Source organism: Streptomyces sp. NPDC032745 (assembly GCF_055579465.1).
Genome location: NZ_JBVING010000005.1, coordinates 520,579 through 545,671, shown reverse-complemented (window position 1 = coordinate 545,671; position 25,093 = coordinate 520,579). Strand labels below are relative to the sequence as shown.

The following is a 25,093-nucleotide window of genomic DNA, read 5'->3' as shown; positions in this document are numbered from 1 at the left end:
GTACACACGCGGGATGCACGGTCGAACGAATCGAGCGGGTCGACGTCCGGGGGCGCTGATGGGTCGGGCACTGCGGGTGGGGATACCCGTTCTTCTTCTGGGACTGTTCCTCTGGTACGCCTCGTACGCCACCACGATCATGGTCTGGGAACTCCGGAAGATCCTTTCGTGGCTGGCCGCGCCGCTGCTGGCTGCCGCCCTCGTCACCCTGGTGTGGCTGGTGGTGAAGGTGCTCCGGGGAACGCGGGACGGGCCGGCCGGTGCGGGCCGGGGGAGCGGTGGCGCGGCGGTGGCCCTCGGATGGCTGGGCGGCCTCCTCGTGCTGGGCATCGCGATCTGGTGGCTGGTGTACGGCTCCTACCTCCAGGATCGCGCGTACATGCGACACGTGCAGATCGTGGCCGAGCCGGTGCCCGAGCTGGCGGCCCGGGCGCCCTACGTGGTCGGAAAGGCACAGGCCGCACCGCACCTCGGCGATGTCACCGGCGAGATCTCCGACATCACGTACCTGCCCGACTCGAACCGGTTCGCGACGCTGGTCGAACGCCGGGGCTGGCTGTCCGGCTACGAGGTCGGCCTGGTGCAGGACATTCCGCTCGGTGGCAACAGCCGCAGCCGGCAACGCTGTTCGTTCGACGTGGACAGGGCCGGCGCACGGATCGGCGGCTGGTTCACCCACAACCTCGGCCGGAAGATCTCGGCCCGGAAGCGCTGGCTGCGCTTCGAGGCCGACGACGCGTACGTGACCTGCTCGGGCGACACCCCCATCGTGGTCGTCCCCCTCAAGCGCCAGACCGGGACCCTGGTGGTGACCGAACGGCCCGCCGGGCTGGCGCTCTACAACGGGCGGACCGGGAAGCTCACCATCACCGACGACACGGCCGCGGTGCCCGGCCCGTCCTATCCGCTGAGCCTCGCCGCCCGGCAGCGGGAGGGAACCGCAGCGGTCGGCAGCTTCAGCGACTGGTGGTTCGAACGCAGCGGCTGGGACGCGTCCGAGGACGGCGCCAACGAGGGCAACGAGTCGGAGTTCACCCTCCGGTACCGCGACGCGACCGGGAGCAGCGCGTACGTCACCCCCCTCACCCCCCAGGGGGAGGCCAGCTCGGTGGTGGCCGTGTCGACCGTGCCGACGCGCCATCGGGGCGGCGGGCTCGCCCCGATGACCGTCCACCGGCTCAGTCCGACGTGGTCCTCCCCGAAGGCGCTGGTCGCGCTGATCAAGGCCGAGTACCGGGACGTCTGCTGCTACAACGACGACAGGGTCTTCGAGGTCGTCCCCACCGGCGGCAGCACCTGGACGGCCACGGTCGGCAGCGAGCAGAACATCCGCTACCGGGTGGAGGGCAAGGGCCAGGTGGACGGGCGCGAGGCGAGCTGCCTGAAGGCCGCCGACGGAGCGCTGTTGCGGTGCGCGTATGCGGCACCCGGCTCGCCGGAGGAGCAGGAACTCCAGCGCAGGGAGCAGGAGAAACAGAAACAGAAGGACCAGGGCGCGGGCGGCTCCGGGGCCCCGGGCGACCTCACCGCGTACACCCCCGAGCAACTCGCCGACCTCCAGCGGCGCGTGTCCGACGAGGTCGTCCGCCGGCTGAAGGGCGGATAGGGGACGGGGGCCGGGGCAGGGTCGCTGCCCCGGCCGGTGGCGGTCAGGCGGCCGAAGCCGCGAGGGCCGGTGTTTCGGCGTCCGTGAGGAGCTCCATGAGCGACGTACGGGCGCGGGCGACCCGGGAGCGGATCGTGCCGATCGGGCAGCCGAGGGCGGTCGCCGCCTCGGCGTAGGGGAGCCCCAGGATCTGCGTGAGGACGAAGACGTCACGGCGTTCGGCGGGGATCGTGCCCAGCAGCTCGGTGAGGGCGATTCCGTCCTCGAACCCGGGCAGGCCGCGGGGCTGCGTCCGTTCGGCGGCGCTCTGCCAGTCGTCCCGGTCCGAGATCCGGGGGCGGGCCGCCTTGTGACGGAGGCTGTCGATGACGGTGCGCCGGGCGATGGACAGCAGCCAGGTGCGGGCGGAGGAGCGGCCCTCGAAGCGGTGCAGGCTGCCGAGGGCGCGCAGGAACGTCTCCTGCGTCAGGTCGTCCGCCGCCTGCGGATCGGCGCTCAGGTACGCCACGTAGCGCCGGACGTCGTGGTGCAGGGCGCGTACGAAGCGGTCCACCGCGTCGGGGTCGCCGTCGCGCGCGGCGAGCGCCAGGAGGGTGGTCGGCTCGTCCGCACCGCCCGTACGGCGGGCGGGTGCCGTCGTCGTCTCGGCGGCGGTCGGGCGGGGATGCAGGGCAGGGGTCATCGCCTGATGTCCTTCTGGGAATCCGGGATCCGGAGCCGGCGCCGCACACGCACTGCGTGGCGAGGCGGGCCGGTGAGCGGTACGGCCTGCCGGACGGCAAGGCCGATGACCGAGGCGGGCGGCGGAACCGCGTCGCGCGCGTCGGTGAGCCGGCTGTCAGCTGACAGCGGTCCCGAGGGGCGGACCCCGTGAGGTGATGGCGTGGACGAGGAGGAGCCCGCGCAGACGGCGCGGTCCGAGGGCGCGGCGGGCGCGCAGGCGTGGCCGGTGGGGCGGCGCGGGGAGGCGGAGGGCCCGCCGTAGCGGTACCAGGAGCAGACCGGCCACGGCGTGCAGGACCCGGAACGCGCCCCGCTCCCCGTACGCGAGCCAGAGCCCGCAGAGCAGGGCGGCGAGCAGGTGTGCGGCCAGCATGCCGGTCGGTGACATGGAGCCCATGTCGTGGCCGGCGTGCACGGCCATCCGCATCGGCATCCGCACGGGCGTCGGCATCTGCATCGGCATCTGCATGGCGATGCTGCCGTCGGTCATCGCCTGCGCGGCGTGGTGCGCGTGGCCGGCTGTGTGTACCGGTTCGGCGGCGGACGCGGGCGAGGAACCGGCCGGCTCGCAGAGCAGGTACCCGGCCCACCGACGGGCGAGGGAGGTGCCGGCGCCGCCCGGCGCAGGCGGCTGGGCGGCCGCCTGGGCCAGTGAGAACCCGGTGTGCAGGGCGGCCTGGACGGCGACCGTCGCCGAGATGACGGCCGGGAGCCCGCGTTCGTACTCGGCGAGGAACCACGCGAGCGCGCCGGTGGCGCCCGCAGCCGCCGCCACGGCCCACCAGGGGACGGACGTCCCCGTCATGAGGAGGTGGGCGAGGGAGGCGAGCAGCACGCAGGTGGCCGCGAACATCGCGGCCCGTACCGCGCGACAACATCGTCCCTGGGTCATGGCGGGCTCATCGTCGCATCCCTCTCAAGGCGGCTACAGAGGGGCGCCGGGAATTGGCATCACCGGACAAAACCATATGTGTCGCACGCCACAACAGGGCCTGGGAACCCGGCCGTTCACCACTCCGACTGCTGCCGTGGACCGAAATGACAGGTGTGGGAACGGAGTCTGCAGTGGCAGAACGGACGACCTCGGCGAAGGCGGCCGAGGCAGGGGCGGAGGGCCGTCTGACGGCGCTGCTGACCGGCGCCATGGCCTTCTCGATGCTGCAGCTGTTCCTGCTCGGCGCGCTCGGTCCGCGGCTGGTGGGCGAACTGGGTGTGTCGCCGACCGCCCTCGGCCTGACGACGACGATCGGCTTCGGAACGGCCGCCCTGCTCTCGCCGGTCGGTGGGCGCATGGTGGACCGGACGGGTCCGCGCCGCTCCCTCGTCGTCCTGCTGCTGGTCTCCGCGGCGGCGCTCGCGCTGATCGGCGCCGCCCCCGGGCCGGGTTTCCTCCTCGCCGCCGTCGCGCTGGGCGGGCTGCCGCAGGCTCTCGCCAATCCCGCGACCAACAAGGCGATCCTGGCCGCCGTTCCGCCCGCCCGGCGCGGGGCGGTGACCGGGATGAAGCAGTCCGGAGTGCAACTGGGCGCGTTCGCCGCCGGGTTGCCCCTGGCGGCGCTGGCCGGCGGGGTCGGCTGGCGCGGGGCGGTGTGGACGGCTTCCGCCGCGGCCGTGCTGGCCGCGCTGTGGGCGCAGCGCGCCCTGCCCGCCGATCCGCCGGCGAAGGCGGCGCCGCCACGCTGGTCGCCGATACCGCGGGGCGCCATCGCCTGGCTGGCGGTCTTCTCCGTCTTCCTGGGCTGCGGAATCGCCTCGGTCAACACGTACGTGGCACTCTTCGGCGTCCAGCGGCTCGGCATGGGACCGACGGCGGCCGCAGCCCTGGTGGCGGTGCTCGGCATCGCGGGCATCGCCGGACGGGTGGGCTGGTCGAAGGCGGCCCGGCCGGGGCGCGCCGAGTGGCTGCCCGGCCTGCTGGCCGCCGGGGCGGTCCTGGCGGCCGGCCTGCTGGCCGCCGCGCTGTACGTGCAGCCGCTGGTCTGGGTCGCGGCCGTCGCGGTCGGGGTGTTCGCCGTCTCCGGGAATGCCGTCTCGATGGTGCTGGTGATGCAGCGGGCCGCTCCGGGCCGGGCCGGCCAGGACTCCGCCCTCGTGGCGGCCGGGTTCTTCGCCGGGTTCGCGGTCGGGCCGCCGCTCTTCGGACATCTGGCGGAAGCGGGCCGGTACGGGCCGGGCTGGCTGCTGGTCGCCGGCGAGTTCGCCCTGGCCGGCGCCGTCGCGACGACCTGGGCCGTACGAGAACGGCGCGGCCCCCGTACGGAGGCCGCGGCGTGACCCCGGTGAACTGGGCCGGGAGGGCGCTGGCCGACGTACTCGACCGGGCAGCCGCCACCCGTACCGAGACCGGCGACCGGTTCCCGCTGTACGCCGACCCGGACACCGGCCGCTGGACGACCACCGGCCGGGGAGCGTGGACCGGCGGCTTCTGGGCGGGGCTGCTGTGGCTGCGGGCCCGGCACACCGGCAACGCGCAGGACCGGGCCGCCGCGGCCGCCTGCACCGCTCGGCTGGCCAAGTGGGTGGAGGCCGACACCGCCACGCGCGGGCTGATCCTCTGGTACGGGACGGCGCTCGCCGGCGCCGACACCGGGGCGCAGGAGCTACGGACCCGGGCGGCCCGGGCCGCACTGGCCGCGCTCGACACCGAACTCGGGCTGGTGCCCTGGGGGTCGGCCTTCGGCGGACCCCGGCTGCTGGCCCGGGTGGACGGCGTGCCGGGCATGGTGGCGCTGCTCGCCGCCGGGGGCCCGGAGGGTGCCCGGGCCGCCGCGTCGCACCTGCACCGGCACCTCGACCTGTGCCTCGGCGGGGGCGGACGCGTCGTACCGGCCTGGGAGTTCGCTGCGGAGGCGGGCTGGCAGGCGTGCGAGGAACCATCGGCCGGCTGGAGCCGCGGCAGCGCGTGGCTGCTGCTGGCCGTGGCCGACGCCCTGCACCGCCCCGAGGTCTCCCGCAGCGCCCCGGACCGGCTGGAGGCCGTCGCGGAGCGGCTGGCCGACGTGTGGACGCGGCCCTGCACCCCGCTCGTTCCCCTCGCCGACGAGGCGCTGCCCGCCGGCCCGCTGGACACCTCCGCCGCCGCCATCGCGGCGGTCGCGCTGCTGAAACTCGCCCGCCTGCCGGGCTGCCGGGCCGCGCAGTACGCGTACCGGGCGGCGGCGATCCTGGAACGCCTGGTGGGCGAGCACCTGACCCGCGGCATGCTGCTGGACGGCTGCTACGACGCCGCGAAGGGCGTCGCGGTGCGGCACGAGCTGGTCTGGGGCGACTTCTTCCTGGCACTCGGACTGGCGGCACTGACCGGACTGGTCGAGATCGGGGACGTCTAGGGGCTGTCCCGTAATCCCCGGTGGATCAGCGCGCGGCGTCAGATGCGGTGCATCGCAAGGCGGAGGAGCGTCCTCATACTGGGCGTATCCGGGCGTTCCGACAACGCAGCGAGGTGCCGTAGCTGTCGTCGCGCGCCCGCCGGGGATTACGGGACAGCCCTTAGGGGCTCGGCCCGTTGAGGCTGGAGGGCCCACGGCCGCCCCGTTGTTCTCTGCGCAGATGCACCGACGGGGCCCGGTCTCCTACGTCCCGTACGTACGGAGCACCCGGCGGGCCACCGAGGTGATGTGGAGCTCGTCCGGGCCGTCGAGGATGCGGGCGGCACGTCCGGTGCGCAGCAGCGCGGGCAGGGGGGTGTCGGGGCCGAGTCCGGCCGCGCCGTGGACCTGGATGGCCGCGTCCGCGACCTGCTGCAGCATGCGGGCAGCGGCGACCTTGGCCAGCCCCACCTCCACGTGTGCGTCCTCGCCCGCGCCGATCCTCGCCGCCGCCTCGTGGACCAGCGGGCGGGTGGTCCGCAGTGCGAGCAGCGCCTCGAAGACGTGCTGCTGCACGAGCTGGTGACCGGCGAGCGGACCGCGGGACCCCGTACGGGAGTTGGCGCGCGCGCACATGAGGTCGAAGGCGCGCTGGGCCTGGCCGAGCCAGCGCAGGCAGCGCAGGGTGCGGCCCAGCTGGAGGCGTTCCGCGGCGATCGCCAGGGCCTGCCCGCGCTTGCCTAGGAGGTGGTCGGCGGGTACGGCGACCCGGTCGAACTCGATCTCCCACTGGCCGGTGGCCCCGAACACGGGCAGCTCGCGTACGACGCGGAAGCCGGGGGAGCCGGTGGGGACCACCAGGAGGGAGAGGCCCTCGCGGTCGCCGGGCTCCCCGTCGGTCCGTGCGAGGACGGTGACCAGATCGGCCCCGGCCGCCCCGGAGATGAACCACTTGCGGCCGCTGACGCGCCAGCTGCCGTCCGGCTGTTCCTCGGCGCGGGTCGCCGTACGCAGCGGATCGGTGCCCGGGGTGTCCGGCTCCGTCATGGCGTAGCAGGCGCGCAGCTCCCCGGCGGCCAGCCGCCCGGGGTACAGGCCGCGGACCCGGTCGCTGCCGTGCCCCCGCAGCATGGTGGCGTCGAGCAGGGATGCGGAGCCGAGGGCCGCCGGTCCGTGGTCGCTGGCTCCCTCGGCCTCGGCGATGCGGACGTACTGCGCCAGGGGGAGTCCCCGGCCCCCCAGTTCGGCGCCGAGCGGCAGCGCCCACAGGCCCTCCTCCTTGGCCTGCGCCTGCAACTCCCGCAGGACCGCGGCGGCCCGTGGGCCGTCCGCGTCGAGCACCGGCTCGCAGGGCATCACCCGGCTCCGGACGAACTCCGCCACCCGGTCCCGCAACTCTTCTTCCCCCGAGGGGGGTTCGGGGCGGGCGTGACCCGTATCTCCTTGTTTCGGCACCATTTTCCTCCAGCCTGCCGGGAACCCGTGGGAACGACAGTCCGACTGCCTCCCCGAGGAACTGGTCGGGTGTGCACGCTCCCGGGTTCCCGTGTTGCGCACATCCGGGGCGCCGGTCACCGCCGCGCGCCAGGAGAAGAGGAGAGGCATGGCGTCACCAGCCGTCACCCGGACTGTCCGGCCGCTCGAAGGACTGCACCTCGCCGCCTCGGGTCCGCCCGGGCTGACCGGCCTGGTCGTGGAGCACCTCACGCTCCTCGGCGCGAGCACGGGAGCCCGTTCGGGAGCCCGTACGGGGGCCGGCCGGGGAGTCGGCACGAGAGCGGAGCCGCCCGAGCCGGGCGACGGCCGTACGGCGTGCATCGCCCTGTCCGGCAGGGGTTTCGAACGGCAGGACGCGTCGATGAGCTGGGCCGCGCATCCCGCGAGCGGTATGACGGACGAGGCCACCGTTCAAGCGGCGACCGGCATCATGGCCGTGCACGGGCGCCGCGACGGCGCGCCGCGCGGCCTGGCCGTCGACTGCGCCGCCACCGCCACGGGTGTACTCGCCGTGCAGGGGCTGCTCGCCGGGCTGCTGGCCCAGGCCAGGGGCGGCGGGGCGGGCCGGGTGGACACCAGCGCCGACAGGGCCGCTCTGCTGACGGTCTCCCAGTACCTCGCCGCCGCCGGGGCCGACGAGGGCGAGGCGGCCGAACTGGCCCCCGGCGGACCGCCGTTCACCTCCGCGGAAGGCCTTCTCTTCGAGCTGGAGACGCTGGACCCCGCTGCCTGGGCCGCGTTCTGGCGTGCCCTCAGGGCACCCGTCGAGGCCATCCGGGCGGGGTGGCGGCCGTTCCAGTTCCGGTACGCCACCGCGTGTGCCCCCTTCCCGCGGGTCCTGCACGCCACGGCGCGCGCACACAACTGGCAGCGGATCGAGGCGGCGGCCGCGACCTCGGGCGCCGAGGTCTGCCGGTTGCGGACCCTCTCCGAGCGCGCCGCCGAACACGACGGCGCCGCGCCCTGGTCCCTGGCCCCCTACGGATCCGGCCACCGCCCGCTGGCCGCGCCCCCCGCCGCCGCACGGCCGCTGGCCGGGCTGACCGTGCTCGAGGCGGGCCGCCGGATCCAGGCGCCCCTCGCGGCCCACCTGATGCGTCTGCTCGGCGCCGACGTCGTCCGGATCGAGCCGCCGGGCGGCGACCCGCTGCGCGGAATGCCCCCCGCCTGCTCCGGGATCTCCGCCCGCTGGCTCGCCCTGAACCGGGGCAAGCAGGCCGTGGAAGTGGACATCAAGACCGCCGCCGACCGGCGCCGGCTGCGCGAGATGGCCGCCGAGGCCGACGTCTTCCTGCACAACTGGGCCCCCGGCAAGGCGGCCGCACTGGGGCTCGACTCGGCCGACCTGGCCGCCGTGAACCCCGCCCTCGTCTATGCGTACACGGGCGGCTGGGCCGGCCGGATCCCCGGCGCCCCGATGGGTACGGACTTCATGGTCCAGGCCCGCACCGGAGTCGGCGAAGCCGCACGTCCGCAGGACGAGGCCGCTGCCCCGTCCCTCATGACCCTCCTCGACGTCCTGGGAGGGCTGATGGGAACCGAGGCCGTACTGGCCGGACTGCTCCTGCGCGAACGCACCGGAGCGGGCGTCCGCGTCGACTCCTCGCTGCTGGGGGCGGCCGACGCACTCACCGCCCCCGCCCTGCGCCGGGTGCGCCGCGGCGCGGACCCGCGCCGGCCCGCCGGATTCCGCCGCCCCTTGCGCACCGCGGACGGCTGGATCGCCCCCACCGACACCTGTGCGCCCGCGGCCGCCGCGTACGACCTGCGCGAACTGCCGACCGGCGATGCCCTGGCGCAGCTGCGCAGCCACGGCCTGTCCGCGACCGCGGTCACCACCGATCCGGCCGACCTGCACCACGACCCGCGCTTCACCGGCTCGATCAGCCGCGACGCGCACGGTGCCCCCGCCGTTCCCGACCCCTGGAGCTTCGTATGACCGTCGCCCTGCACGACCTGCTGCCCGCCGGCCTCCGCCGCACCTGGGCGGTCGACGGGACCTGCCCCGACCTCGACCTCTACAGCCTCTTCCGGGCCCGGCAGATCGCCGACCTGCACGCCACGGCCGTCATCGACGCCAAGGGCAAGCTCTGCTACACCGCGCTGGACCGCAAGGTGCGCGCTCTCGCCGCCGGGCTCGGGGATCTCGGCATACGGCCCGGCGATGTGGTCGGCGTCCAACTCCCGAACGGCCGGGGCGCGGTCATCGCCGAACTGGCCCTCGCCGCCATCGGCGCGGTGGCCCTCCCCTTCCCGGTCGGCCGTGGCATCCGGGAGGCCGCGTCCCTGCTGCGCACGGCGGAGGCCGTCGCGGTCATCGCGGCCGCCGAGCACCGCGGCGACCACCACGCCGCCGGCTTGCGGGCCCTGCTCCCCGCCCTGCCGGCGCTGCGCCACGTCATCGCCGCCGGGCGGGTCGGCACCGCACCTGAAGGAACGATTCCGCTGTTCGCCCTGCTGCGCTCCGACCCGGCTGCCTTCGTGCCCGCACGGCCCGACCCCGACAGCGCCGCCCGCATCCTGGTGTCCTCCGGCTCCGAGGCGGAGCCCAAGATGGTGGCGTACTCCCACAACGCGCTCGCCGGCGGCCGGGGCAACTTCCTCGCCTCGCTCATGCCCGACGGAACCCCGCCGCGCTGCCTGTTCCTCGTACCGCTGGGGTCCGCCTTCGGGTCCAACGGCACGGCCGTCACGCTCGCCAGGCACGGCGGAACACTGATCCTGCTCGACCACTTCACCCCTGAGGCCGCCCTCGCCGCCGTGCGCGAGCACCGGCCCACACACGTCCTGGGCGTCCCCACGATGGTCCGCATGATGCTGGACCGGCTGGAACACCCCGGGCCCGACGGGGGTGAACTGCCCCCGCCCACCGCCCTGGTCCTCGGCGGCTCGGCCCTGGACGAGACCACGGCCGAGGACGCCGCCCGCGCCTTCGGCTGTCCCGTCGTCAACCTCTACGGCTCGGCCGACGGCGTCAACTGCCACACCGGACTCGGCCCCGGGGTCCCGGAGGCCGACGGCACGGGCATCGTGGCCGGCCGGCCCGATCCCCGCGTCGCCGACATCCACATCACCGACCCGGACACGCACGAGCGGCTCGCGGACGGCGAGATCGGCGAGATCGTCGCCCGCGGCCCGATGACCCCCATGTGCTACGTCGCCGCCCCGGACCTGGACGCCCGCTACCGCACCCCCCAGGGCTGGGTCCGCACCGGAGACCTCGGCCTGATCGACGAGGGCGGCGTCCTGCACCTCGTCGGCCGTCTCAAGGACATCGTCATCCGCGGCGGCGCCAACATCAGCCCCGCAGAGGTCGAGCGGGAGCTCGCCTCCCACCCCCGGGTACGGGACGTGGTGTGCGTCGGCATCCCGGACGAGCTGATGGGCGAACGCCTCGCGGCCTGTGTCGTACCGCGCGGCCCCGAGGCTCCCACCCTCGGCTCGCTGGGCGCACACCTCACCCGCCGGGGGCTCGAACAGCGCAAGCACCCCGAGCGGCTGCTGGTACTGGCAGTGCTTCCGCTCACCCCGGCCGGCAAGCCCGACCGTACGGCCCTGCGCGCGAGGCTGGCGCAGCAGACGGCCATCGCACCTCCGCTCGCGCACGCGGGCTGACCGGACGAACAGGCGCAGCAGAGAACAGCACGACAGCACAGCACAGGACAGGACGGTCAGATGAACCGCAGGAACCTCCTCCGAGCCTCGACCGCGATCGGCGCCGCGGCCACGATGGCGGGCGCCGCCGCCGCGCCGGCCGCCGCGGCGCCACCGCGATCCGCCTCGCAGGCGACGGGTCCGCTGCGCGTGCACGTCGTCATGTACGACGGAGTGGAGGAGCTCGACTTCGCGGCCCCCTACGAGGTCTTCTCCGCCGCCCGCTTCTTCACGGACCGCGCGGTCGACGTCCGTTACGTCACCACCAAGGGCCCGGGTGCCGTGACCGCCGCCTACGGGACCCGGGTCCAGGCCGAGCACCCCTGGGCCCCACGTTCGGCTGACATCATCCTCGTACCGGGCGGCGGATACGCACGTCAGGACGGCCCCGGCGTATGGGCCGAGATCCGGGGCGGCACGCTCCCACGGGACCTGGCCGCGGCGGTGCGCCCCGGCCTCACCCTCAGCGCCGTCTGCACGGGCACCATGCTGCTGTCCGCCGCCGGCCTGACCAGGAACCGGCCCTGCACCACCCACCACAAGGCACGCCCCGACCTGGAGAAGCAGGGCGGCCTGCTGAAGAACGCCCGCGTGGTGGACGACGGCGACCTGGTCACCGCCGGCGGCATCACCTCCGGCCTGGAGCTCGCCCTGTGGCTCGTACGCCGGGAACTCGGCGCCGACGCGGCGACGGGCGTGGAGGCCATGCTCGAGTACGAGGCGCGCGGCACGGTGTGGACACCACCCGCGGCCCGACGACCGTGAACGCATGAAGGGCGGGGAGCACTCCCAGTGCTCCCCGCCCTTCGCCTGCGCCCCGGGTCAGGAACCGCCCATGGCCTTCTTCAGCTCGGCCGCCGCGTTGCGGTAGACCGGCAGCAGATCGAGGTCCGTGCCCGGGTAGTTGACGATCTCGACCTGCCGGGCACCCGAGTCGGGCAGGACGGTCCCGGTCGACATGTGGGCGTTGTCCAGGACCAGGGCCGGCTTCTTCCCCGAGAGCTCGGCGAGCTGCGCCGGGGTGACCGCCTCGGGACCGTACGTGCCGACCGCGGTGGCACCGGCCAGCTTCGCCGACCAGGTGGTGAACACCTGGCTGACGACGGCCGGGCTCTTCCCGCCGGGCCAGGAACCCTGGACGTCCTTCGACAGCTTCGCGTACTCGGTGTCGAACGAGGCCGACCACTTCGTGGCGGCGTCCTCGGTCCCGAACAGCTTGCCCAGGCGGGCCACTTCGGCCTTGACCTTGTCGGCGTCGTTGTCGAGGTTCACCTCGACCAGCTCGGCCTTCGAGCCGGCGGCCTCCTTGATCTTCGCCGCGTACGGTTCGAAGGGCGCGTAGAGGACGAAGTCGGCCTTGCCGACGGCGGCGAGGTCGGAGGGCTTGGGGTCGTAGTCCGGGGCGTGGTGCACCGACTGGGGCACGATCACCTTGACGTCCTCGGCTCCGGCGGCCTTGGCGAAGGCGCCCTCCCAGGTGGTGGTGACGACGACGGCCGGCTTCCCGCCGTGCCGGCCGGGCGGGCCGTCCTTCGAGGCGGCGTTGCCGTTGCCGCAGCCGGTGACGAGGGCCAGTGCCGCGCTCAGTGCGAGGAGGGAAGCGAATCGGACGCGGGTGCGCGCCATGAGCTGATGCTCCGTTCGGGGATGAGATGGACCGCGAGGACGAGCGTCCCCGCGGTGAGGACGAGGACCGGCCCCGGCGGCCAGTCGAGCCGGAGGGCGAGAAGGAAGCCGGTCAGGTTCACGGCCACCCCGATGCCGACCGCCCACAGGGTGATGGACCGCAGCGAGGTGCCCAGGCGGCGGGCGGCGAGCGCCGGAAGCAGGGTCAGGGCGTCGACCAGCAGCGCGCCGGTGAGCTTGATAGCCCCGGCGACCGCCACCGCGACCAGGACCAGGAGCACCATGGTCAGCGTCCCGACCGGGACGCCGGAACACTGGGCGAGCTCACGGTCGTACAGCAGCAGCGCCACATCGCGTCGCCGCCACCAGAACAGGCCCGGTACGAGGACCGCCAGCGCGCCGAGCACCGCGAGATCGGCGGTGCCCACGGACAGGATCGAGCCCCACAGCAGCGCGAACGCACCGGAGGCGTTGACCCCCGACACGGCGAGGACGAGCAGCGCGGCGGCGATGGCCAGGCTCATCAGCAGGCCCATCGCACCGGACAGCCCGTCCGGGGTACGGGCCAGCGGGGCCACCCCCGCACCGGCCAGGGCGCAGGCCACCAGCGCGCACAGCATCGGGTCGAGCCCGGTCAGCAGCCCGACCGCGATCCCCAGCAGGGCGACGTGCATCATCGCGAAGCGCACCGGCATGATGTCGAGGCCGACGATGACGACCCCGATCACCGGCAGGCCGACCGCCGCCAGCAGCAGGGCGAAGCCCGCCCGCTGTACGGGGACCAGCTGCAGCAGCTCGCCGAGACCGGCGGTCGCGAGGATCACCCGACCTCCCGCAGCCGGCCCGCGGCCATCTCCAGTACGCGGTCACAGCGCTCCGCGAGCGCCCGGTCGTGCGTCACGACGACGAGGGTCACCGGCAGGGCGGCCAGCACGTCGGCCGCCTCCTCCTGGCCGCCGAAGTCCAGTGCGGCGGTCGGCTCGTCGGCCAGCAGTACCTCGGCCCCCGCGGCCACCGAGCCGATCGCCCGGGCCAGGTACATGCGTTGCAGCTGGCCGCCGGACAGTGTGTGCAGCGGCCGTCCGAGCAGCGCCCCGACCCCCAGCTTGCGTGCCGCTTCGGCGGCCTCGGCCGGCGCGCCGCCGCTGGCCAGCAGCTCGTCGCCGAGGAGCGGGAAGCGGCCGGCCGCCGGCTTCTGCGGGATCCAGGCGCAGGACCGCCGCCGCCAGGCCCACTCGGCGGCCGATCCGGTGCCGCGGCCGCCGACCAGGATGCTCCCGGACACCTGGCGGTGCAGCCCGAGGACCGCCCGCAGCAGCGTGGTCTTGCCGGAGCCGTTGGTCCCGGTCAGCGCGACGCGCTCGCCCGCCGCGATGTCCAGGTCCACGTCGGCGACCGCCTCGACCCGGCCGTGGCGGCAGACGACCCCCAGCATGCGTACGTCCAGCCCGCCCATCCGTCGCCCTCCCGTCGTCCGGTGCCGGGTGACTCCCCGCACCCGGAGTTGGTCGGACGGAGGCCGGTCCCGGTTCCGGCGGGCGGCGGACCGGTTCGGCCCGGGCTTCGGTTCAGGGCGATGGGGCGGGAGCGGGGGCCGAGGCCGGGGCGGGCGCCGGGTCGTCGCCGCCCTGGTCGAGCCGGAACGGCGGGTACTCGTCCGTCATGAGCGCGGCGTACGCGGCGACGCGCAGCACCCACCGGTGCAGCCCCACGATCAGGTCGAACACGTCACGCGGGTACTTGGCGGTGAAGGCGAGCACCACGGCCGCGATCACGGCCAGCAGCGTGATCAGACCGCCGCCGGCGCACCAGCCGTGGCGCATGCCGCCGGTGAAGAAGGCGATGACCAGGTAGTGGGGGATCGCCAGCAGCCACCACTTCACCAGGACCAGCGGCCGGGACAGGCGCTCCGGGTAGGCGATCTCGAGGCGTGCCGGATAGCCGGGCTCGGGGCCGAGGCTGAAGGGCGGGTACCGGTCGGTGGCCAGGGCTCCGTACGCGTAGTACGAGACCCGCCACGACCAGCGGAGTACGCCGACGTTGAAGTCGAACAGGGCGCGCGGGTAGCGCTCGGTGAACAGGATCGCGAAGAAGGCGATCACGCTGACCACGAGGAAGGCGATCCACAGGAACAGCAGCACGATGTAGTGCGGGATCGCCAGGATCCACTTGACCAGCCACAGCCAGCGCGACAGCGGGCTGTCCAGATCGGCGCTCACCCTGACCGGGCGATACGAAGAACCGTTGGCGGACATGATTGCGTCACCGTCCCGTGTCCGGCGTCGTGAGCCCCGGACCCTGTGCCTTTCCATCATCCGCGCCGCACGGGGCATGCTCCAGTCGGCACCGGCGGTGTCCGGATGTGACAGACAACCGTCATTGCGGACATGTGACCGCGAGGCCAGGATGGATGCATGTCCACGCCCCACCGCGTCGTGATCGCGGTCTTCCCCGATGTCGACCTGCTCGACGTCACCGGCCCCGCCGAGGTCTTCGCCCTCGCGAGCCGGGAGGCCGGGCGACGGCTGTACGACGTACGCCTGGCGGGCCCGGACGGCGGCCAGGTCACCACCTCGGCCGGCGTCCGGCTGGTCACCGACCTCTCCTTCGCCGAGGTCGGCGCCGCCGTGGACACCCTCGTGGTGCCCGGCGCCGTCGAGCTGACGGAGGACGGTCCGGTCGCGTGCGTCGACGACGAGGTGGTGCGGTGGATCGCCGCCACCGCACCGCACGCCCGGCGCGTGGCGTCGGTGTGCGTCGGCGCCCACCTGCTGGCGGCGGCCGGCCTGCTGGACGGGCGCCGGGCCACCACCCACTGGTCCACCGCCGCCCAGCTGGCGGCCGACCACCCGCAGGTCGAGGTCGATCCGGACCCGATCTTCGTCCGGTCGGGCCGGGTGTGGACCGGGGCCGGGATCAGCGCCTGCATGGACCTGACGCTGGCCCTGGTGGCCGAGGACCACGGCGAGGAACTGGCCCTCGTGGTCGCCCGGCAGCTGGTCATGTACCTCAAGAGGCAGGGCGGCCAGAGCCAGTTCAGTGTTCCGCTCAGCCGCCCGGCCGCCTCCCGCAGGGACATCGACGCACTGCGGGTCTTCATCACCGAACACCTCGGCGCGGACCTGTCCGCGGCCGCCCTCGCGGCCCGGATGTCCATGAGCGAGCGCCATTTCGCCCGGACCTTCCGCAAGGAGCTGGGCGCCAGCCCCGCCGCCTACGTGGAGGCCGTACGGGTGGAGGCCGCCCGCCGGCTGCTGGAGACCACCGACCAGCCGCTGGAGCAGGTCGCCGCGGCGGCCGGCCTGGGCTCGGTGGAGACCCTGCACCGGGCCTTCCGCAAACAGATCGCCACGACTCCGGCCGCGTACCGCCGCCGCTTCCGTACCGCCCACTGACCGTTTCGACCCACCGATTGCCCGGCGCACCGGCGCCGCGGCCGCGGCTTTGCCGTGCCCGTTTCCGATCCGAAGGACGGTTCACCCATGTCTGCATCCACCGCGTCCACCACCCTGCGCGATGTCATCGGCCTCCCGGGCGCACTGCCCCGCCTGGCCGGGTCCACCCTGGTCATGGTCGACTTCCAGAACACCTACCGCACCGGCGTGATGGCCCTGGAGGGCGCGGAGCAGGCCCTCGGGGCGGGCGCACGTCTGCTGGCCGCGGCACGGGCCGCCGGCGCATCCGTCGTGCACGTCGTCAACGACGGCGGCGAGGGGAGCCCGTACGACATCCGGGCCGAGATCGGCGCCATCAGTGCCGAGGTCGCGCCCCGCGACGGGGAACCGGTCGTGGTCAAGGGGTTCCCGGACGCCTCCACGCCACGGAGCTGGAGAAGACCCTGCGGGAGCTGGGCGCCGGCCCCGACCTGGTCATCGCCGGGTTCATGACGCACATGTGCATCACCTTCACCGCCCAGGGCGCCTTCAACCTGGGCTACCGCCCCACCGTGGTCGCCGAGGCCACCGCGACGCGCGCCCTGACCGCCCCCGACGGCACGCTGGTGACCGCGGCCGCCCTCCAGTCGGCAAGCCTCACCACGATCGCCGACCTCTTCGGCACGGTGGCCCCCACGGTCGGCTCCCTCCCGGCCTGACCCGGAACGCAGGATGGTCCCGGACCACACATCGGCAATGCCGTTGCTTCGGGCGGGCGGTGGGGCATCGGCCTGCGGTCGATCCGGCGGTGCCGCGCCCGCTTCGCTCCGCCCGGCCGGACGGCGGGTGGGGTGCCTTCCGCCGGGCGCCGGTGACTTCCGGCCGCGCGGGAGCCCCGGCAGGAGCTCCTCCGGCCATCAACGGTTCGCATGGCTGAAACAACCGGCGGCGACTGAGAAAATCGCTGTCCGATCACCGGAGCACGGTGATAGACATCCGGCGTGGAAAAGAATCTTGAGTTCCCTGACCTGCTGCGACTGATCGATGAACGGTCGACCGCGTTCCGCGCCGTGGTCGCCGCCGCGCCCGGTCTCGACGCACAGGTGCCGACCTGCCCCGGGTGGACGCTGTTCGATCTGGTGAAGCACCTGGGTGGGGGAGACCGTTTCTGGGCCGCCATCGTCGGCGCGGGGTCCGCCGACGCTCCCCCGGCCGAGGCCGTCGCCGCGCGCGCCGCGCTGGAAGTGCCGCGGGAGCGTGAGGCCCTGCTGGCCTGGCTGGCCGCGTCGACGCAGCTTCTGCTGGGCGCCCTGCGCGCGGCGGGACCGGAGAGCGGTTGCTGGACGTGGTGGCCCGCGTCGCAGTCACCGCAGACCGCCGGCGGTGTCGCCCGGCACCGGGTCCAGGAGACTGCGGTGCACACCTACGACGCCCAGCTCGCCGGGGGCGCCCCACAGCCGCTGCCGGTCGGGCTGGCACTCGACGGTGTGGAGGAGTTCCTGTTCACCGTCTGCGCAACGCCGAGTGCCTGGCCGCACAAGCCCACGGCCTTCGACTTCCACGCCGCCGAGGGCCGCTCCTGGCGCCTCACCGTCGACGGCGACGGCGCACGCTCCACCCGCATCCCCGCGTCCACCGCCGAGACCGGCGAGGACTCGGACGCAGCCGGCGCCTCCGTCCATGGCACGGCCAGTGAGCTGGTCCTCTACTTGTACGACCGGATCCAGGCCGACTCCTTGCACGTTGACGGAGACGCAGGGCTGCTCGACCTGCTCCGCGCCTGGGAGCCGGAGGAGAAGTAGGACGTAGCGGGGGCGGTTGGCCGCCGGCACGGCTCGAAGAAGCCCAAGTCGGCCCGCAGCGCGGCGACCGCGGCGCCCGCCTGAAGCAACGGCATTGCCACACATCGGTCCGGGACCCTCCCAGGCGGCGGCGCGGACCGTGTGAGGGCGCCCGGCCCCGGGGTCAGTGGATGACGCTGAAGCTGCGCCAGGGGAGGCTGACCGGGGCCGTCACGTTCGAGAGCGTGGTGGCCACGTAGATGCCGTCGGCCCCGTCGGCCTTCTTGCAGTTCTCCGTCCGGTACAGGACGACGTCGACGAGGGTGTTGTTCTCGACGTGGGTGGCCCCCCTCGGGAGGATGATCTTGTGGCATCCCGTCACCGGGGTGTTGGAGTAGCTCAGCTCCGTCGGCGAGTCGTGGCCGCGGAAGGTGAGCATGCCGACGGTGCTCCGGCCCAGGCCCGAGCAGGCGGTGGCGGTCAGCAGCAGTGCTGCGGCCGCAGTGATGACGCCGATACGCCGGCTGTGGGACATGGCGCGGTCCTCGTCTGTGCGGTGGTGACTGGCCTTGGGCACAGCCTGCCCCGGCGGCGCCCTGGCGGCATCCGGTGCTCGGCCGGGCGGATGAACGCGGCCGGGACGGGAAGGGAGTCGGCCATGACTGACCTTCGCATCGGCGTCCTCGGATTCGGGCTGCGCGGCAGCATCGCGCGCACGGCACACCGGCCCGGCCGCGGGTCGGCGGTCACCGCGGTCGCGGACCCCGATCCGCGGGCCCGGGCGGATGCCGCCGCGGCCTTCCCGGGCGCGTACGTCACCGCCGGCCACCGGGCGGTGATCGAGGACCCGGAGGTCGACGCCGTCCTCGTGCTGACCCCCGACCACACCCACGCCGACCTGGCCCGCCAGGCACTCGTCGCCCGCAAACCCGCCTTCGTCGAGAAGCCGCTCGACATCTCGGTGGACCGCTGCGACGAGCTCCTGCGCACCGCCCGCGAGACGGGCACCCGCCTCTACGTCGGGCACAACATGCGGCACATGCCCGTGGTGCGGACGATGCGCGCGCTGATCGCGGCCGGCGAGATCGGCCGCGTCAGGACGGTCTGGGTCCGGCACTTCGTGGGCTACGGCGGCGACTGGTACTTCAAGGACTGGCACGCCGAGCGCCGGTACACCACCGGACTGCTGCTCCAGAAGGCCGCGCACGACATCGACGTCCTGCACTGGCTGGCCGGCGCCTACACGGACGACGTCCAGGCGATGGGCGACCTGATGGTCTACGGGGACAACCCGCACCGCCGCGCGCCCGGCGAACCCAAGGGCGACGACTGGTACACCCGGGACGGCCACTGGCCCCCGCACACCCAGCGCGGCCTCAACCCGGTCATCGACGTCGAGGACGTCTCGCTGCTCAACCTCCGTCTCGCCAACGGCGTGCTCGCCGCCTACCAGCAGTGCCATTTCAGCCCCGACTACTGGCGCAACTACACCGTCATCGGGGATGCCGGCCGCCTGGAGAACTTCGGTGACGGCCCGGGCTCCGAGGTCCGGGTCTGGAACACCCGGCGCTCCGGGTACCGGGCCGAGCCGGACGCCGCCCACACCGTCCCGGACGGGGCTGCCGCGGGCGGGCACGGCGGCGCCGACCCGCTCCTGATCGACGAGTTCCTGCGCTTCGTACGTCACGGGGGAGCCACGGACACTTCGCCGGTCGCCGCCCGTATGGCGGTCGCGGTGGGCTGCCTGGCGACCGAATCCCTGCGGGCCGGAGGCACACCCCGGCAGGTGCCGCCGCTCGACCCGGACCTGGTGGCGTACTTCGACCGCGGCCAGCGACCCGCCGGGCACCGGTGAACGGCCCGGCGACGCCGGTCGGCCCGGGCGCTGTCCGGCGGCATTTGTCCAAGAGTTCCCCAAGGGCGGGCCTGCCTCCGGCCCACGGGCCCGCAGCGCCCTAGCTTGGGCCCGCATGAGCGTCCTTGCTGAGCGTCACCGGGCCGCCGGGACTCCCGGGCGGCGCGGACTCGTGCGGGGCGCCCTGACCGGTGCCGTGGCCCTGTGCGCCGGGCTGGCGTCCGGGGCCGGCTCCACGGCCGGCGGCGCCCGTACCGGTCTGCACGGCCCGCGGCCCGCCACGCCCGAGGCGGCGCTGCGCGAGCTGTCGGCCGGCAACATCCGCTGGCGCACCTTCCACGAGCGGCATCCCGACGCCACCCGGACCGTACGGCAGGCGCTGGTCGGGGGGCAGCACCCGTTCGCCGTCATCCTGGGCTGCGTCGACTCCCGCGTCCCGCCGGAGCTGGTCTTCGACCAGGGGCTCGGCGATCTGATGACCGTACGGTCGGCCGGTGAGGTCCTGGACGACGCGGTACTCGGAAGCATCGCGTTCGGGGTCGTGGAGCTGGCGATCCCACTGGTCGTGGTGCTGGGGCACCAGTCCTGCGGGGCCGTGACCGCCGCGGTCCGCGCCGCCGAGGGACTGGAGCAGCTGCCCGGACACCTGCGCTACCTGGCGCAGCAGATCCGTCCGGCCGTCGACCGCAGCCTGCGCCGGGAGGCCCGTGTCGACGCGGCGGTCACCGAGAACGTCCGGCTCGTACGCTCCCGGCTGGCGGCGGAGCCCGATCTGGCCGCCCGGGTCGCCGCCGGGAAGCTGGCCGTGGTCGGCGCCCGGTACGAACTCACCAGCCAGCGGGTGCGCCGGATCCGCTGAGGCCCGCTGTCGGCCGGGGTCAGGTCTCCTCGGATTCCGGCAGGGGCTGCTCGGACCAGATGACCTTGCCCTCCGGGGTGTACCGGGCGCCCCAGCGGCGGCTGATCTGGGCCACCAGGAAGAGGCCGCGGCCCCCCTCGTCCGTGGTCTTCGCGTAGTGCAGCCGCGGCGAGCTGCTGCTTCCGTCGAAGACCTCGCAGGTCAGCACCCGGTCGTGCAGGAGCCGTACGCGGACCGGCTCGGCGCCGTGCCGGATCGCGTTGGTGATGAGCTCGCTGAGCACCAGCTCCGTGCCGAAGGCCAGCTCCGACAGGCCCCATTCCGCCAGCTTCTCCACGGCGACGGCCCGCATGGCCCCGACCGCGCTCGGCTCGAACGGGACCTCCCATTCGGCGATGCGGTCCGCCGGCAGCGCCGACGTCCGCGCGACCAGCAGGGCCACGTCGTCGCGCGGGCGCACCGGCAGCAGCTCCGCGAGGACCGCCCGGCAGGTCTCCTCGGGCTTGCGGTCCGCGTGGGCCAGGGCCGAGCGGAGCAGCGCGAGCCCCTCGTCGATGTCGCGGGTGCGCTCCTCGATCAGCCCGTCGGTGTACAGCACCAGCTGGGTGCCCTCGCTCAGGTCCAGCTCCGCCGACTCGAACGGGAACCCGCCGAGCCCCAGCGGCGCCCCCGCGGGCAGCTCCGGGATCTCCACCGTGCCGTCCGGGCGCACCACCGCCGGCGGCATGTGGCCCGCCCGGGCCACCGTGCAGCGCTGGGTCACCGCGTCGTACACGGCGTACAGGCAGGTGGCGCCGATCAGGCCGCCCTCGACCCCGCCGCCGTCCACGCTCTGGTCGATGTACTGGACGAGATCGTCGAGGCGGGCGAGGAGCTCGTCGGGAGGCAGGTCCAGGGACGAGAAGTTCAGCACGGCCGTTCGCAGCCGGCCCATTGCGGCGGCGGCGTGCAGCCCGTGCCCGACGACGTCGCCGACGACGAGGGCGACACGGCTGCCCGGGAGCGGGATCACGTCGAACCAGTCGCCGCCCACCCCGGACTGCGCGGGCAGGTAGTAGTGCGCGACCTCCACGGCGCTCTGCGCGGGCAGATCGCGCGGCAGGAGGCTGCGCTGCAGGGTCACGGCCAGTGCGTGCTCGCGGGTGTAGCGGCGCGCGTTGTCGATGCTGACCCCGGCCCGGGCGACGAGCTCCTCCGCCAGCGACACGTCCTCCTCGTCGAACGGCTCCTTCTCCGACCGCCAGAAGTTGACCACGCCGAGGACGACCCCGCGGGCCTTGAGGGGCGCCGTGATCAGGGAGTGGACGCCGTAGTCGATGATGGCCTGCGCCCGGGGCGGGTCCTGGGCCTGCCAGCCCGGCGCATCGGTCAGATCGGTCACCAGCTCGGCCCGGCCGCTGTTGAGCCCGCGTGCCTGCGGCGTCGAGGGCAGGAAGTCGATCAGCCTGCCCTTCGGGTAGAGCGGGACGTCGTCCCGGATGCCGCTGACCCCGGTGCGGCGCAGGTCGGCCGCGACGGCGGTGGGCTCGTCGCCCAGGAGTACGGGCGCTGCCAGGTCGACGGTCACGAAGTCCGCGAACCGGGGTACGGCGACGTCCGCGAGCTCCTGGGCCGTCCGCTCCACGTCCAGGGTGGTGCCGACGCCCACGCCCGCGTCGTACAGCAGCCTGAGCCGTTTGCGGGCCGCCTCGGCCCGGGTGCTGAGCACCTGCATCTCGGTGGAGTCCCGGATGGTGACCGCCGTGCCCTCGGGCCTGCCGCGGGGGCGGGTCGCGCGCTGGTTGACGACCAGCAGCCGGTCCCCGGCCTCGTGCACCTCGTCGGTGGTCTCCCGGCCGGACAGCAGGAGGTCGGCCATCTGCCGGTCGAGCCCCGACAGCTCCCGGATGTGCTGCCCCTCGGCGTCGGGCGGGAGCCGCAGCAGCCGTTTCGCCTCGTCGTTGGCGAGGAGGAGCCGGCCGCCGCCGTCGGTGATCAGCACCCCCTCGCGTACGGAGTGCAGCACCGCGTCGTGGTGCTCGTACATCCGGGTCATCTCGAGGGGGCCGAGCCCGCGGGTCTGCCGTCGCAGGCGCCGGCTGATCAGCGCCGCGCCGGCGGTGGCGAGGGCGAGCCCGGCCGCGCTGGTGCCGAGGATGAGGGGCAGTTGCCGCTGGAACACGCCGGTGACGTTCTTCACCGTGAGGCCGGCCGACACCAGTGCCACGACCGGGCCGCCGTCCTTGTAGGGGTCGGCGAAGACGGGAACCACGGCCTGGATCTCCTGGCCCAGGGGTCCCTTCACGCTCTCGGTGTACACCTGGCCGGCCAGTGAGGGCGCGATGGTGCCCACGAACTGTTTGCCGATGCGGTCGGGGAGCGGATGGGTGTAGCGGATCCCCTGGTCGTTCATGACGACGATGAAGTCCACTCCGGCATCCTTGCGCGTCACCTCGGTGAGCGGCTGGAGGATCTTGGAGGGGTCGGGGGTGAGGAGCGCCGGACGCAGTCCGAGCGAATGGGCGAAGGTCTGCGCGACCGCCACGGAGCGGGTCCGGGCCTCCCGGTCCACGTCGTGCCGGGACTGGAGTACGAGGGCCAGTACCGCCCCGGCGGCGAGCAGCACCACGATCGCCACCTGAAGGACGAATACCTGTCGGGCGACGCTGCGCGGGCGCTTTTTGCTCAGTGACCGCACCGACGTCCCCGGCACGGGTTGCAAGGATGGGTCACGAACCATTTGTAGCACTGTCGGTGGTCCGCAGCCGGGAGAGCCGCGAGCGCCGTGCGGGCGCGCCGTCAGTCGGTCCGGCTCTCCCGCCAGGTTCTGAGCACCTCGTCGACGTCGAATTCGGTGAGCTGGAGGGGTGGCCCCGGCGGCGGCATGCGCAGGGCAGCGCGGATCTTCTCGTTGATCTCGGCGAGGACCGCCCGCGCCTGGCGCTCCGAGGGGGCCGCCCGGACCGCCTCCAGGGCGTCCTCGGCCTCCTTGCGCAGGGCGAGTGCCGGCGGCAGGGCCGCGAACCCCTCGCGGTGCATCTTGTCCCGGATCCACCACAGCTCGTCGTACGGGGCGTCGATCGAGGCCAGCGGCTTGCCGTAGCCCGGCAGCTTTTCGAACTCGCCGCGCTCGGCGGCCTCCCTGATCTGCCGGTCCACCCAGGACTCGAAACTGACGCCCGGTGGCTTGCGCTCGGTCACGGCTGCCTCCTCGACGGCCTCCTCGGCGGCCTCTGCCGATCAGCGTATCGCCGGGCGGCCAGCAGGCGGCGGGCCACCGGCGATCACCGCAAAAATTATCTTGACGTCAAGATTAACCTCGGGCAGGCTACCGCAAGGTATCTCGATATCGAGATACTTTCGCGGGGGTGCGGAGGGCCGGATGATCTGGCGGGGCGGTGCGGGGAACCGGAAGGACCGGCGGGACGGAGCCGGACTACTGGCGCAGTTGCGCCGCCCGCCCGGCGGCCGGGACGCCCGGATCATGCTGTTCGCCCAGCTGCTGGACCGCACCGGGACCGGGGTCTGGGCCGCCTCCTGCGTCCTCTTCTTCACCTTCGTGGCCGGCCTGGACGCCCGGCAGCTGGGCCTGCTGCTGGGCGCGGCCGGCGTGGCGGGCATCGCCGGCTCCCCGCTGGCCGGCCACTTGGCCGACCGCTTCCCCGTGCGCACGCTGCTGATCGCCAGTCACCTGCTGCGCCTCGGGACGATCTGCGCGATGCTCGTGATCACCCGCTTCGAGGTGCTGCTGCTCGTGGTCGCCGTCACCTCCCTCGGTGAGCGGGCGTCCAAGATGCTGGAGATGCTCTTCGCCACGCGGGCGGCGGGCGAGCAGCGCGCCACGTACCAGGCGCTGTCGCGCAGCGCGGCGAACGCCGGCTACGCGCTCGGCGCGGGCATCGCCGCCATCGGTCTCGCCGTGGGCACCCGCGAGGCGTACCACGCCCTGATCCTCGGCAACGCGCTGTCGTTCCTCGCGGCCGCGGCGCTGGTGTGGCGCACCCGGGAGCAGGACGGGCGCGGCCCCGGCCACGGGAGTGCCCGGGCGTCCGCGGGGACCGAGGACGCGGCCGCCGCGGGCCCGACGGCCGTCGCGAGCCCCTGGCGGGACCGCGGCTACCTCCGGTTCGTCCTGCTGGACATCCCGATGTGCCTGGACGACTCGATCCTGGGGGTGGGGCTGCCGCTCTGGCTGGTCGACCACACCGACGCGCCGCACGCCGTGGTGCCGGCCTTCCTCTTCGTCAACACCGTGCTCGTCGTGGCCCTGCAGCTGACCGTGTCGGCGAGGGTCCGGCGGCCGCGCCAGGCCGCCGGAGCCGTCGGGCTGTACGGGCTGACGACGCTCGCATGCTGCACGCTGCTGGCCCTCACCCCCGAACACGGCGCCTGGGCCGCCTCGATCACCCTGGTGGCCGCGGCCGTGCTGGTCACCGCGGCGGAGCTGATCCGCTCGGTGAGCTCCTGGGAGCTGGCCGTCTCCCTCGCGCCGCAGCAGGCGAGTGCCGCGTACCTGGGGGTGGCGGGCATGTCCCAGTCCATCCAGAAGTCCGCCGGGCCGCTTCTGCTGACCGGCGCGGTGATGACGGCCGGGCCGGCGGGCTGGCTGGTGCTCGGGGCGGCGGTCGCAGGGCTGTCCGTCGTCCAACGGCGGGCCAGCCTGCGGCGGCTGGACGCCCTGCAGGCCGCCGCCCCGGCCGGCTGCCGCTCGGCGGCGGTGTCCTGACCTCCTGGCCCCTCCGCTCCCGCCGGGTCCCCGGCTGACGGGACCCCGTCTTCCCCGTCCCAGATTCCCCAGTCGACGGGACAAGTTCCCCTATCTCTCGGGAAC

General features: G+C 74.1%; 21 protein-coding genes and 1 pseudogene. 12 read left to right on the top strand and 10 right to left on the bottom strand.

What is annotated here, in order from left to right:
* The first annotated feature begins 58 nt into the window (after positions 1–58).
* Positions 59–1,606, top strand: coding sequence for a hypothetical protein (locus tag ACZ5WG_RS16745; protein WP_468723809.1), 1,548 nt, complete (start codon positions 59–61; stop codon positions 1,604–1,606).
* 43 nt (positions 1,607–1,649) lie between these two features.
* On the opposite strand, the gene ACZ5WG_RS16740 is transcribed toward ACZ5WG_RS16745, so the two are convergent.
* Positions 1,650–2,288, bottom strand: coding sequence for a sigma-70 family RNA polymerase sigma factor (locus ACZ5WG_RS16740; RefSeq protein ID WP_468723808.1), 639 nt, complete (start codon positions 2,286–2,288; stop codon positions 1,650–1,652).
* Positions 2,289–2,444: 156 nt separating this feature from the next.
* Entirely contained in the window at positions 2,445–3,221 is a 777-nt protein-coding gene (locus tag ACZ5WG_RS16735) for a hypothetical protein (protein WP_468723806.1), read from the bottom strand.
* Between the two features lie 251 nt (positions 3,222–3,472).
* On the opposite strand from ACZ5WG_RS16735, the gene ACZ5WG_RS16730 reads away from it, so the two are divergent.
* Together ACZ5WG_RS16730 and ACZ5WG_RS16725 are read left to right on the top strand one after the other, a co-directional pair.
* A complete protein-coding gene (locus ACZ5WG_RS16730) occupies positions 3,473–4,603 on the top strand; it encodes an MFS transporter (protein WP_468723932.1) in 1,131 nt (376 codons plus the stop codon).
* Positions 4,600–5,658 (top strand): sugar ABC transporter permease, encoded by a 1,059-nt coding sequence (locus tag ACZ5WG_RS16725; RefSeq protein WP_468723805.1) that lies wholly within the window; start codon positions 4,600–4,602, stop codon positions 5,656–5,658. The genes ACZ5WG_RS16730 and ACZ5WG_RS16725 overlap by 4 nt, the downstream gene beginning before the upstream one ends.
* A 243-nt stretch (positions 5,659–5,901) precedes the next feature.
* On the opposite strand, the gene ACZ5WG_RS16720 is transcribed toward ACZ5WG_RS16725, so the two are convergent.
* Positions 5,902–7,095, bottom strand: coding sequence for an acyl-CoA dehydrogenase family protein (locus ACZ5WG_RS16720; RefSeq protein ID WP_468723803.1), 1,194 nt, complete (start codon positions 7,093–7,095; stop codon positions 5,902–5,904).
* Positions 7,096–7,240: 145 nt separating this feature from the next.
* Between ACZ5WG_RS16720 and ACZ5WG_RS16715 the strand changes: the two genes are divergently transcribed.
* From ACZ5WG_RS16715 to ACZ5WG_RS16705, 3 genes are read left to right on the top strand one after another with little or no spacing between them, the layout of a single operon-like run.
* On the top strand, positions 7,241–9,073 hold the full coding sequence (locus ACZ5WG_RS16715) for a CoA transferase (RefSeq protein WP_468723801.1): 1,833 nt from the start codon (positions 7,241–7,243) through the stop codon (positions 9,071–9,073).
* On the top strand, positions 9,070–10,749 hold the full coding sequence (locus ACZ5WG_RS16710; RefSeq protein WP_468723800.1) for a class I adenylate-forming enzyme family protein: 1,680 nt from the start codon (positions 9,070–9,072) through the stop codon (positions 10,747–10,749). The genes ACZ5WG_RS16715 and ACZ5WG_RS16710 overlap by 4 nt, the downstream gene beginning before the upstream one ends.
* Before the next feature lie 60 nt (positions 10,750–10,809).
* Positions 10,810–11,553 (top strand): DJ-1/PfpI family protein, encoded by a 744-nt coding sequence (locus ACZ5WG_RS16705; RefSeq protein WP_468723798.1) that lies wholly within the window; start codon positions 10,810–10,812, stop codon positions 11,551–11,553.
* A gap of 57 nt (positions 11,554–11,610) precedes the next feature.
* Here ACZ5WG_RS16705 and ACZ5WG_RS16700 read toward each other — a convergent pair whose 3' ends face one another.
* From ACZ5WG_RS16700 to ACZ5WG_RS16685, 4 genes are all read right to left on the bottom strand, one after another.
* Entirely contained in the window at positions 11,611–12,414 is an 804-nt protein-coding gene (locus tag ACZ5WG_RS16700; protein WP_468723796.1) for a metal ABC transporter solute-binding protein, Zn/Mn family, read from the bottom strand.
* Positions 12,372–13,238: a metal ABC transporter permease gene (locus ACZ5WG_RS16695; RefSeq protein ID WP_468723794.1), complete on the bottom strand. Its 867-nt coding sequence runs from the start codon at positions 13,236–13,238 to the stop codon at positions 12,372–12,374. Before ACZ5WG_RS16695 ends, ACZ5WG_RS16700 begins: the two co-directional genes overlap by 43 nt.
* Positions 13,235–13,870 (bottom strand): ATP-binding cassette domain-containing protein, encoded by a 636-nt coding sequence (locus ACZ5WG_RS16690; protein ID WP_468723793.1) that lies wholly within the window; start codon positions 13,868–13,870, stop codon positions 13,235–13,237. Before ACZ5WG_RS16690 ends, ACZ5WG_RS16695 begins: the two co-directional genes overlap by 4 nt.
* A gap of 112 nt (positions 13,871–13,982) precedes the next feature.
* A complete protein-coding gene (locus ACZ5WG_RS16685) occupies positions 13,983–14,669 on the bottom strand; it encodes a DUF4389 domain-containing protein (protein ID WP_468723792.1) in 687 nt (228 codons plus the stop codon).
* Positions 14,670–14,828: 159 nt separating this feature from the next.
* Here ACZ5WG_RS16685 and ACZ5WG_RS16680 point away from each other — a divergent pair, with 159 nt between their 5' ends.
* The 3 genes and pseudogenes from ACZ5WG_RS16680 to ACZ5WG_RS16670 all read left to right on the top strand — a co-directional run bounded on the left by ACZ5WG_RS16680 (position 14,829) and on the right by ACZ5WG_RS16670 (position 17,590).
* Positions 14,829–15,809, top strand: a complete 981-nt coding sequence (locus ACZ5WG_RS16680) for a GlxA family transcriptional regulator (RefSeq protein ID WP_468723790.1) — start codon at positions 14,829–14,831, stop codon at positions 15,807–15,809.
* Between the two features lie 87 nt (positions 15,810–15,896).
* A pseudogene (locus ACZ5WG_RS16675) lies at positions 15,897–16,507 on the top strand (isochorismatase family protein).
* Between the two features lie 282 nt (positions 16,508–16,789).
* Complete coding sequence (locus ACZ5WG_RS16670) at positions 16,790–17,590, top strand: maleylpyruvate isomerase family mycothiol-dependent enzyme (protein WP_468723789.1); 801 nt, start codon at positions 16,790–16,792, stop codon at positions 17,588–17,590.
* Between the two features lie 163 nt (positions 17,591–17,753).
* Here the strand turns inward: ACZ5WG_RS16670 and ACZ5WG_RS16665 are convergent, their stop codons facing one another.
* Positions 17,754–18,104: a hypothetical protein gene (locus tag ACZ5WG_RS16665; protein ID WP_468723787.1), complete on the bottom strand. Its 351-nt coding sequence runs from the start codon at positions 18,102–18,104 to the stop codon at positions 17,754–17,756.
* Positions 18,105–18,227: 123 nt separating this feature from the next.
* Between ACZ5WG_RS16665 and ACZ5WG_RS16660 the strand changes: the two genes are divergently transcribed.
* A complete protein-coding gene (locus ACZ5WG_RS16660) occupies positions 18,228–19,424 on the top strand; it encodes a Gfo/Idh/MocA family protein (RefSeq protein ID WP_468723785.1) in 1,197 nt (398 codons plus the stop codon).
* 115 nt (positions 19,425–19,539) lie between these two features.
* On the top strand, positions 19,540–20,283 hold the full coding sequence (locus tag ACZ5WG_RS16655; protein WP_468723783.1) for a carbonic anhydrase: 744 nt from the start codon (positions 19,540–19,542) through the stop codon (positions 20,281–20,283).
* A 19-nt stretch (positions 20,284–20,302) separates the two neighbouring features.
* On the opposite strand, the gene ACZ5WG_RS16650 is transcribed toward ACZ5WG_RS16655, so the two are convergent.
* Both ACZ5WG_RS16650 and ACZ5WG_RS16645 read right to left on the bottom strand, forming a co-directional pair.
* The gene (locus ACZ5WG_RS16650; protein ID WP_468723782.1) at positions 20,303–23,002 is read right to left on the bottom strand and encodes a SpoIIE family protein phosphatase; all 2,700 of its coding nucleotides are present in this window, start codon (positions 23,000–23,002) and stop codon (positions 20,303–20,305) included.
* Between the two features lie 59 nt (positions 23,003–23,061).
* Entirely contained in the window at positions 23,062–23,463 is a 402-nt protein-coding gene (locus ACZ5WG_RS16645; protein ID WP_468723781.1) for a DnaJ family domain-containing protein, read from the bottom strand.
* A 181-nt stretch (positions 23,464–23,644) separates the two neighbouring features.
* On the opposite strand from ACZ5WG_RS16645, the gene ACZ5WG_RS16640 reads away from it, so the two are divergent.
* Positions 23,645–24,988: an MFS transporter gene (locus ACZ5WG_RS16640; RefSeq protein ID WP_468723780.1), complete on the top strand. Its 1,344-nt coding sequence runs from the start codon at positions 23,645–23,647 to the stop codon at positions 24,986–24,988.
* The last annotated feature ends 105 nt before the right edge of the window (positions 24,989–25,093 follow it).

Coding starts and splice junctions, on each gene's coding strand:
- ACZ5WG_RS16740 (WP_468723808.1), bottom strand. CDS start 2,288: ATGACCCCTGCCCTGCATCCCCGCCCGACCGCCGCCGAGACGACGACG.
- ACZ5WG_RS16690 (WP_468723793.1), bottom strand. CDS start 13,870: ATGGGCGGGCTGGACGTACGCATGCTGGGGGTCGTCTGCCGCCACGGC.
- ACZ5WG_RS16715 (WP_468723801.1), top strand. CDS start 7,241: ATGGCGTCACCAGCCGTCACCCGGACTGTCCGGCCGCTCGAAGGACTG.
- ACZ5WG_RS16665 (WP_468723787.1), bottom strand. CDS start 18,104: ATGTCCCACAGCCGGCGTATCGGCGTCATCACTGCGGCCGCAGCACTG.
- ACZ5WG_RS16650 (WP_468723782.1), bottom strand. CDS start 23,002: ATGGTTCGTGACCCATCCTTGCAACCCGTGCCGGGGACGTCGGTGCGG.
- ACZ5WG_RS16745 (WP_468723809.1), top strand. CDS start 59: ATGGGTCGGGCACTGCGGGTGGGGATACCCGTTCTTCTTCTGGGACTG.
- ACZ5WG_RS16710 (WP_468723800.1), top strand. CDS start 9,070: ATGACCGTCGCCCTGCACGACCTGCTGCCCGCCGGCCTCCGCCGCACC.
- ACZ5WG_RS16705 (WP_468723798.1), top strand. CDS start 10,810: ATGAACCGCAGGAACCTCCTCCGAGCCTCGACCGCGATCGGCGCCGCG.
- ACZ5WG_RS16655 (WP_468723783.1), top strand. CDS start 19,540: ATGAGCGTCCTTGCTGAGCGTCACCGGGCCGCCGGGACTCCCGGGCGG.
- ACZ5WG_RS16720 (WP_468723803.1), bottom strand. CDS start 7,095: ATGGTGCCGAAACAAGGAGATACGGGTCACGCCCGCCCCGAACCCCCC.
- ACZ5WG_RS16730 (WP_468723932.1), top strand. CDS start 3,473: ATGGCCTTCTCGATGCTGCAGCTGTTCCTGCTCGGCGCGCTCGGTCCG.
- ACZ5WG_RS16680 (WP_468723790.1), top strand. CDS start 14,829: ATGTCCACGCCCCACCGCGTCGTGATCGCGGTCTTCCCCGATGTCGAC.
- ACZ5WG_RS16685 (WP_468723792.1), bottom strand. CDS start 14,669: ATGTCCGCCAACGGTTCTTCGTATCGCCCGGTCAGGGTGAGCGCCGAT.
- ACZ5WG_RS16700 (WP_468723796.1), bottom strand. CDS start 12,414: ATGGCGCGCACCCGCGTCCGATTCGCTTCCCTCCTCGCACTGAGCGCG.
- ACZ5WG_RS16735 (WP_468723806.1), bottom strand. CDS start 3,221: ATGACCCAGGGACGATGTTGTCGCGCGGTACGGGCCGCGATGTTCGCG.
- ACZ5WG_RS16640 (WP_468723780.1), top strand. CDS start 23,645: ATGATCTGGCGGGGCGGTGCGGGGAACCGGAAGGACCGGCGGGACGGA.
- ACZ5WG_RS16660 (WP_468723785.1), top strand. CDS start 18,228: ATGACTGACCTTCGCATCGGCGTCCTCGGATTCGGGCTGCGCGGCAGC.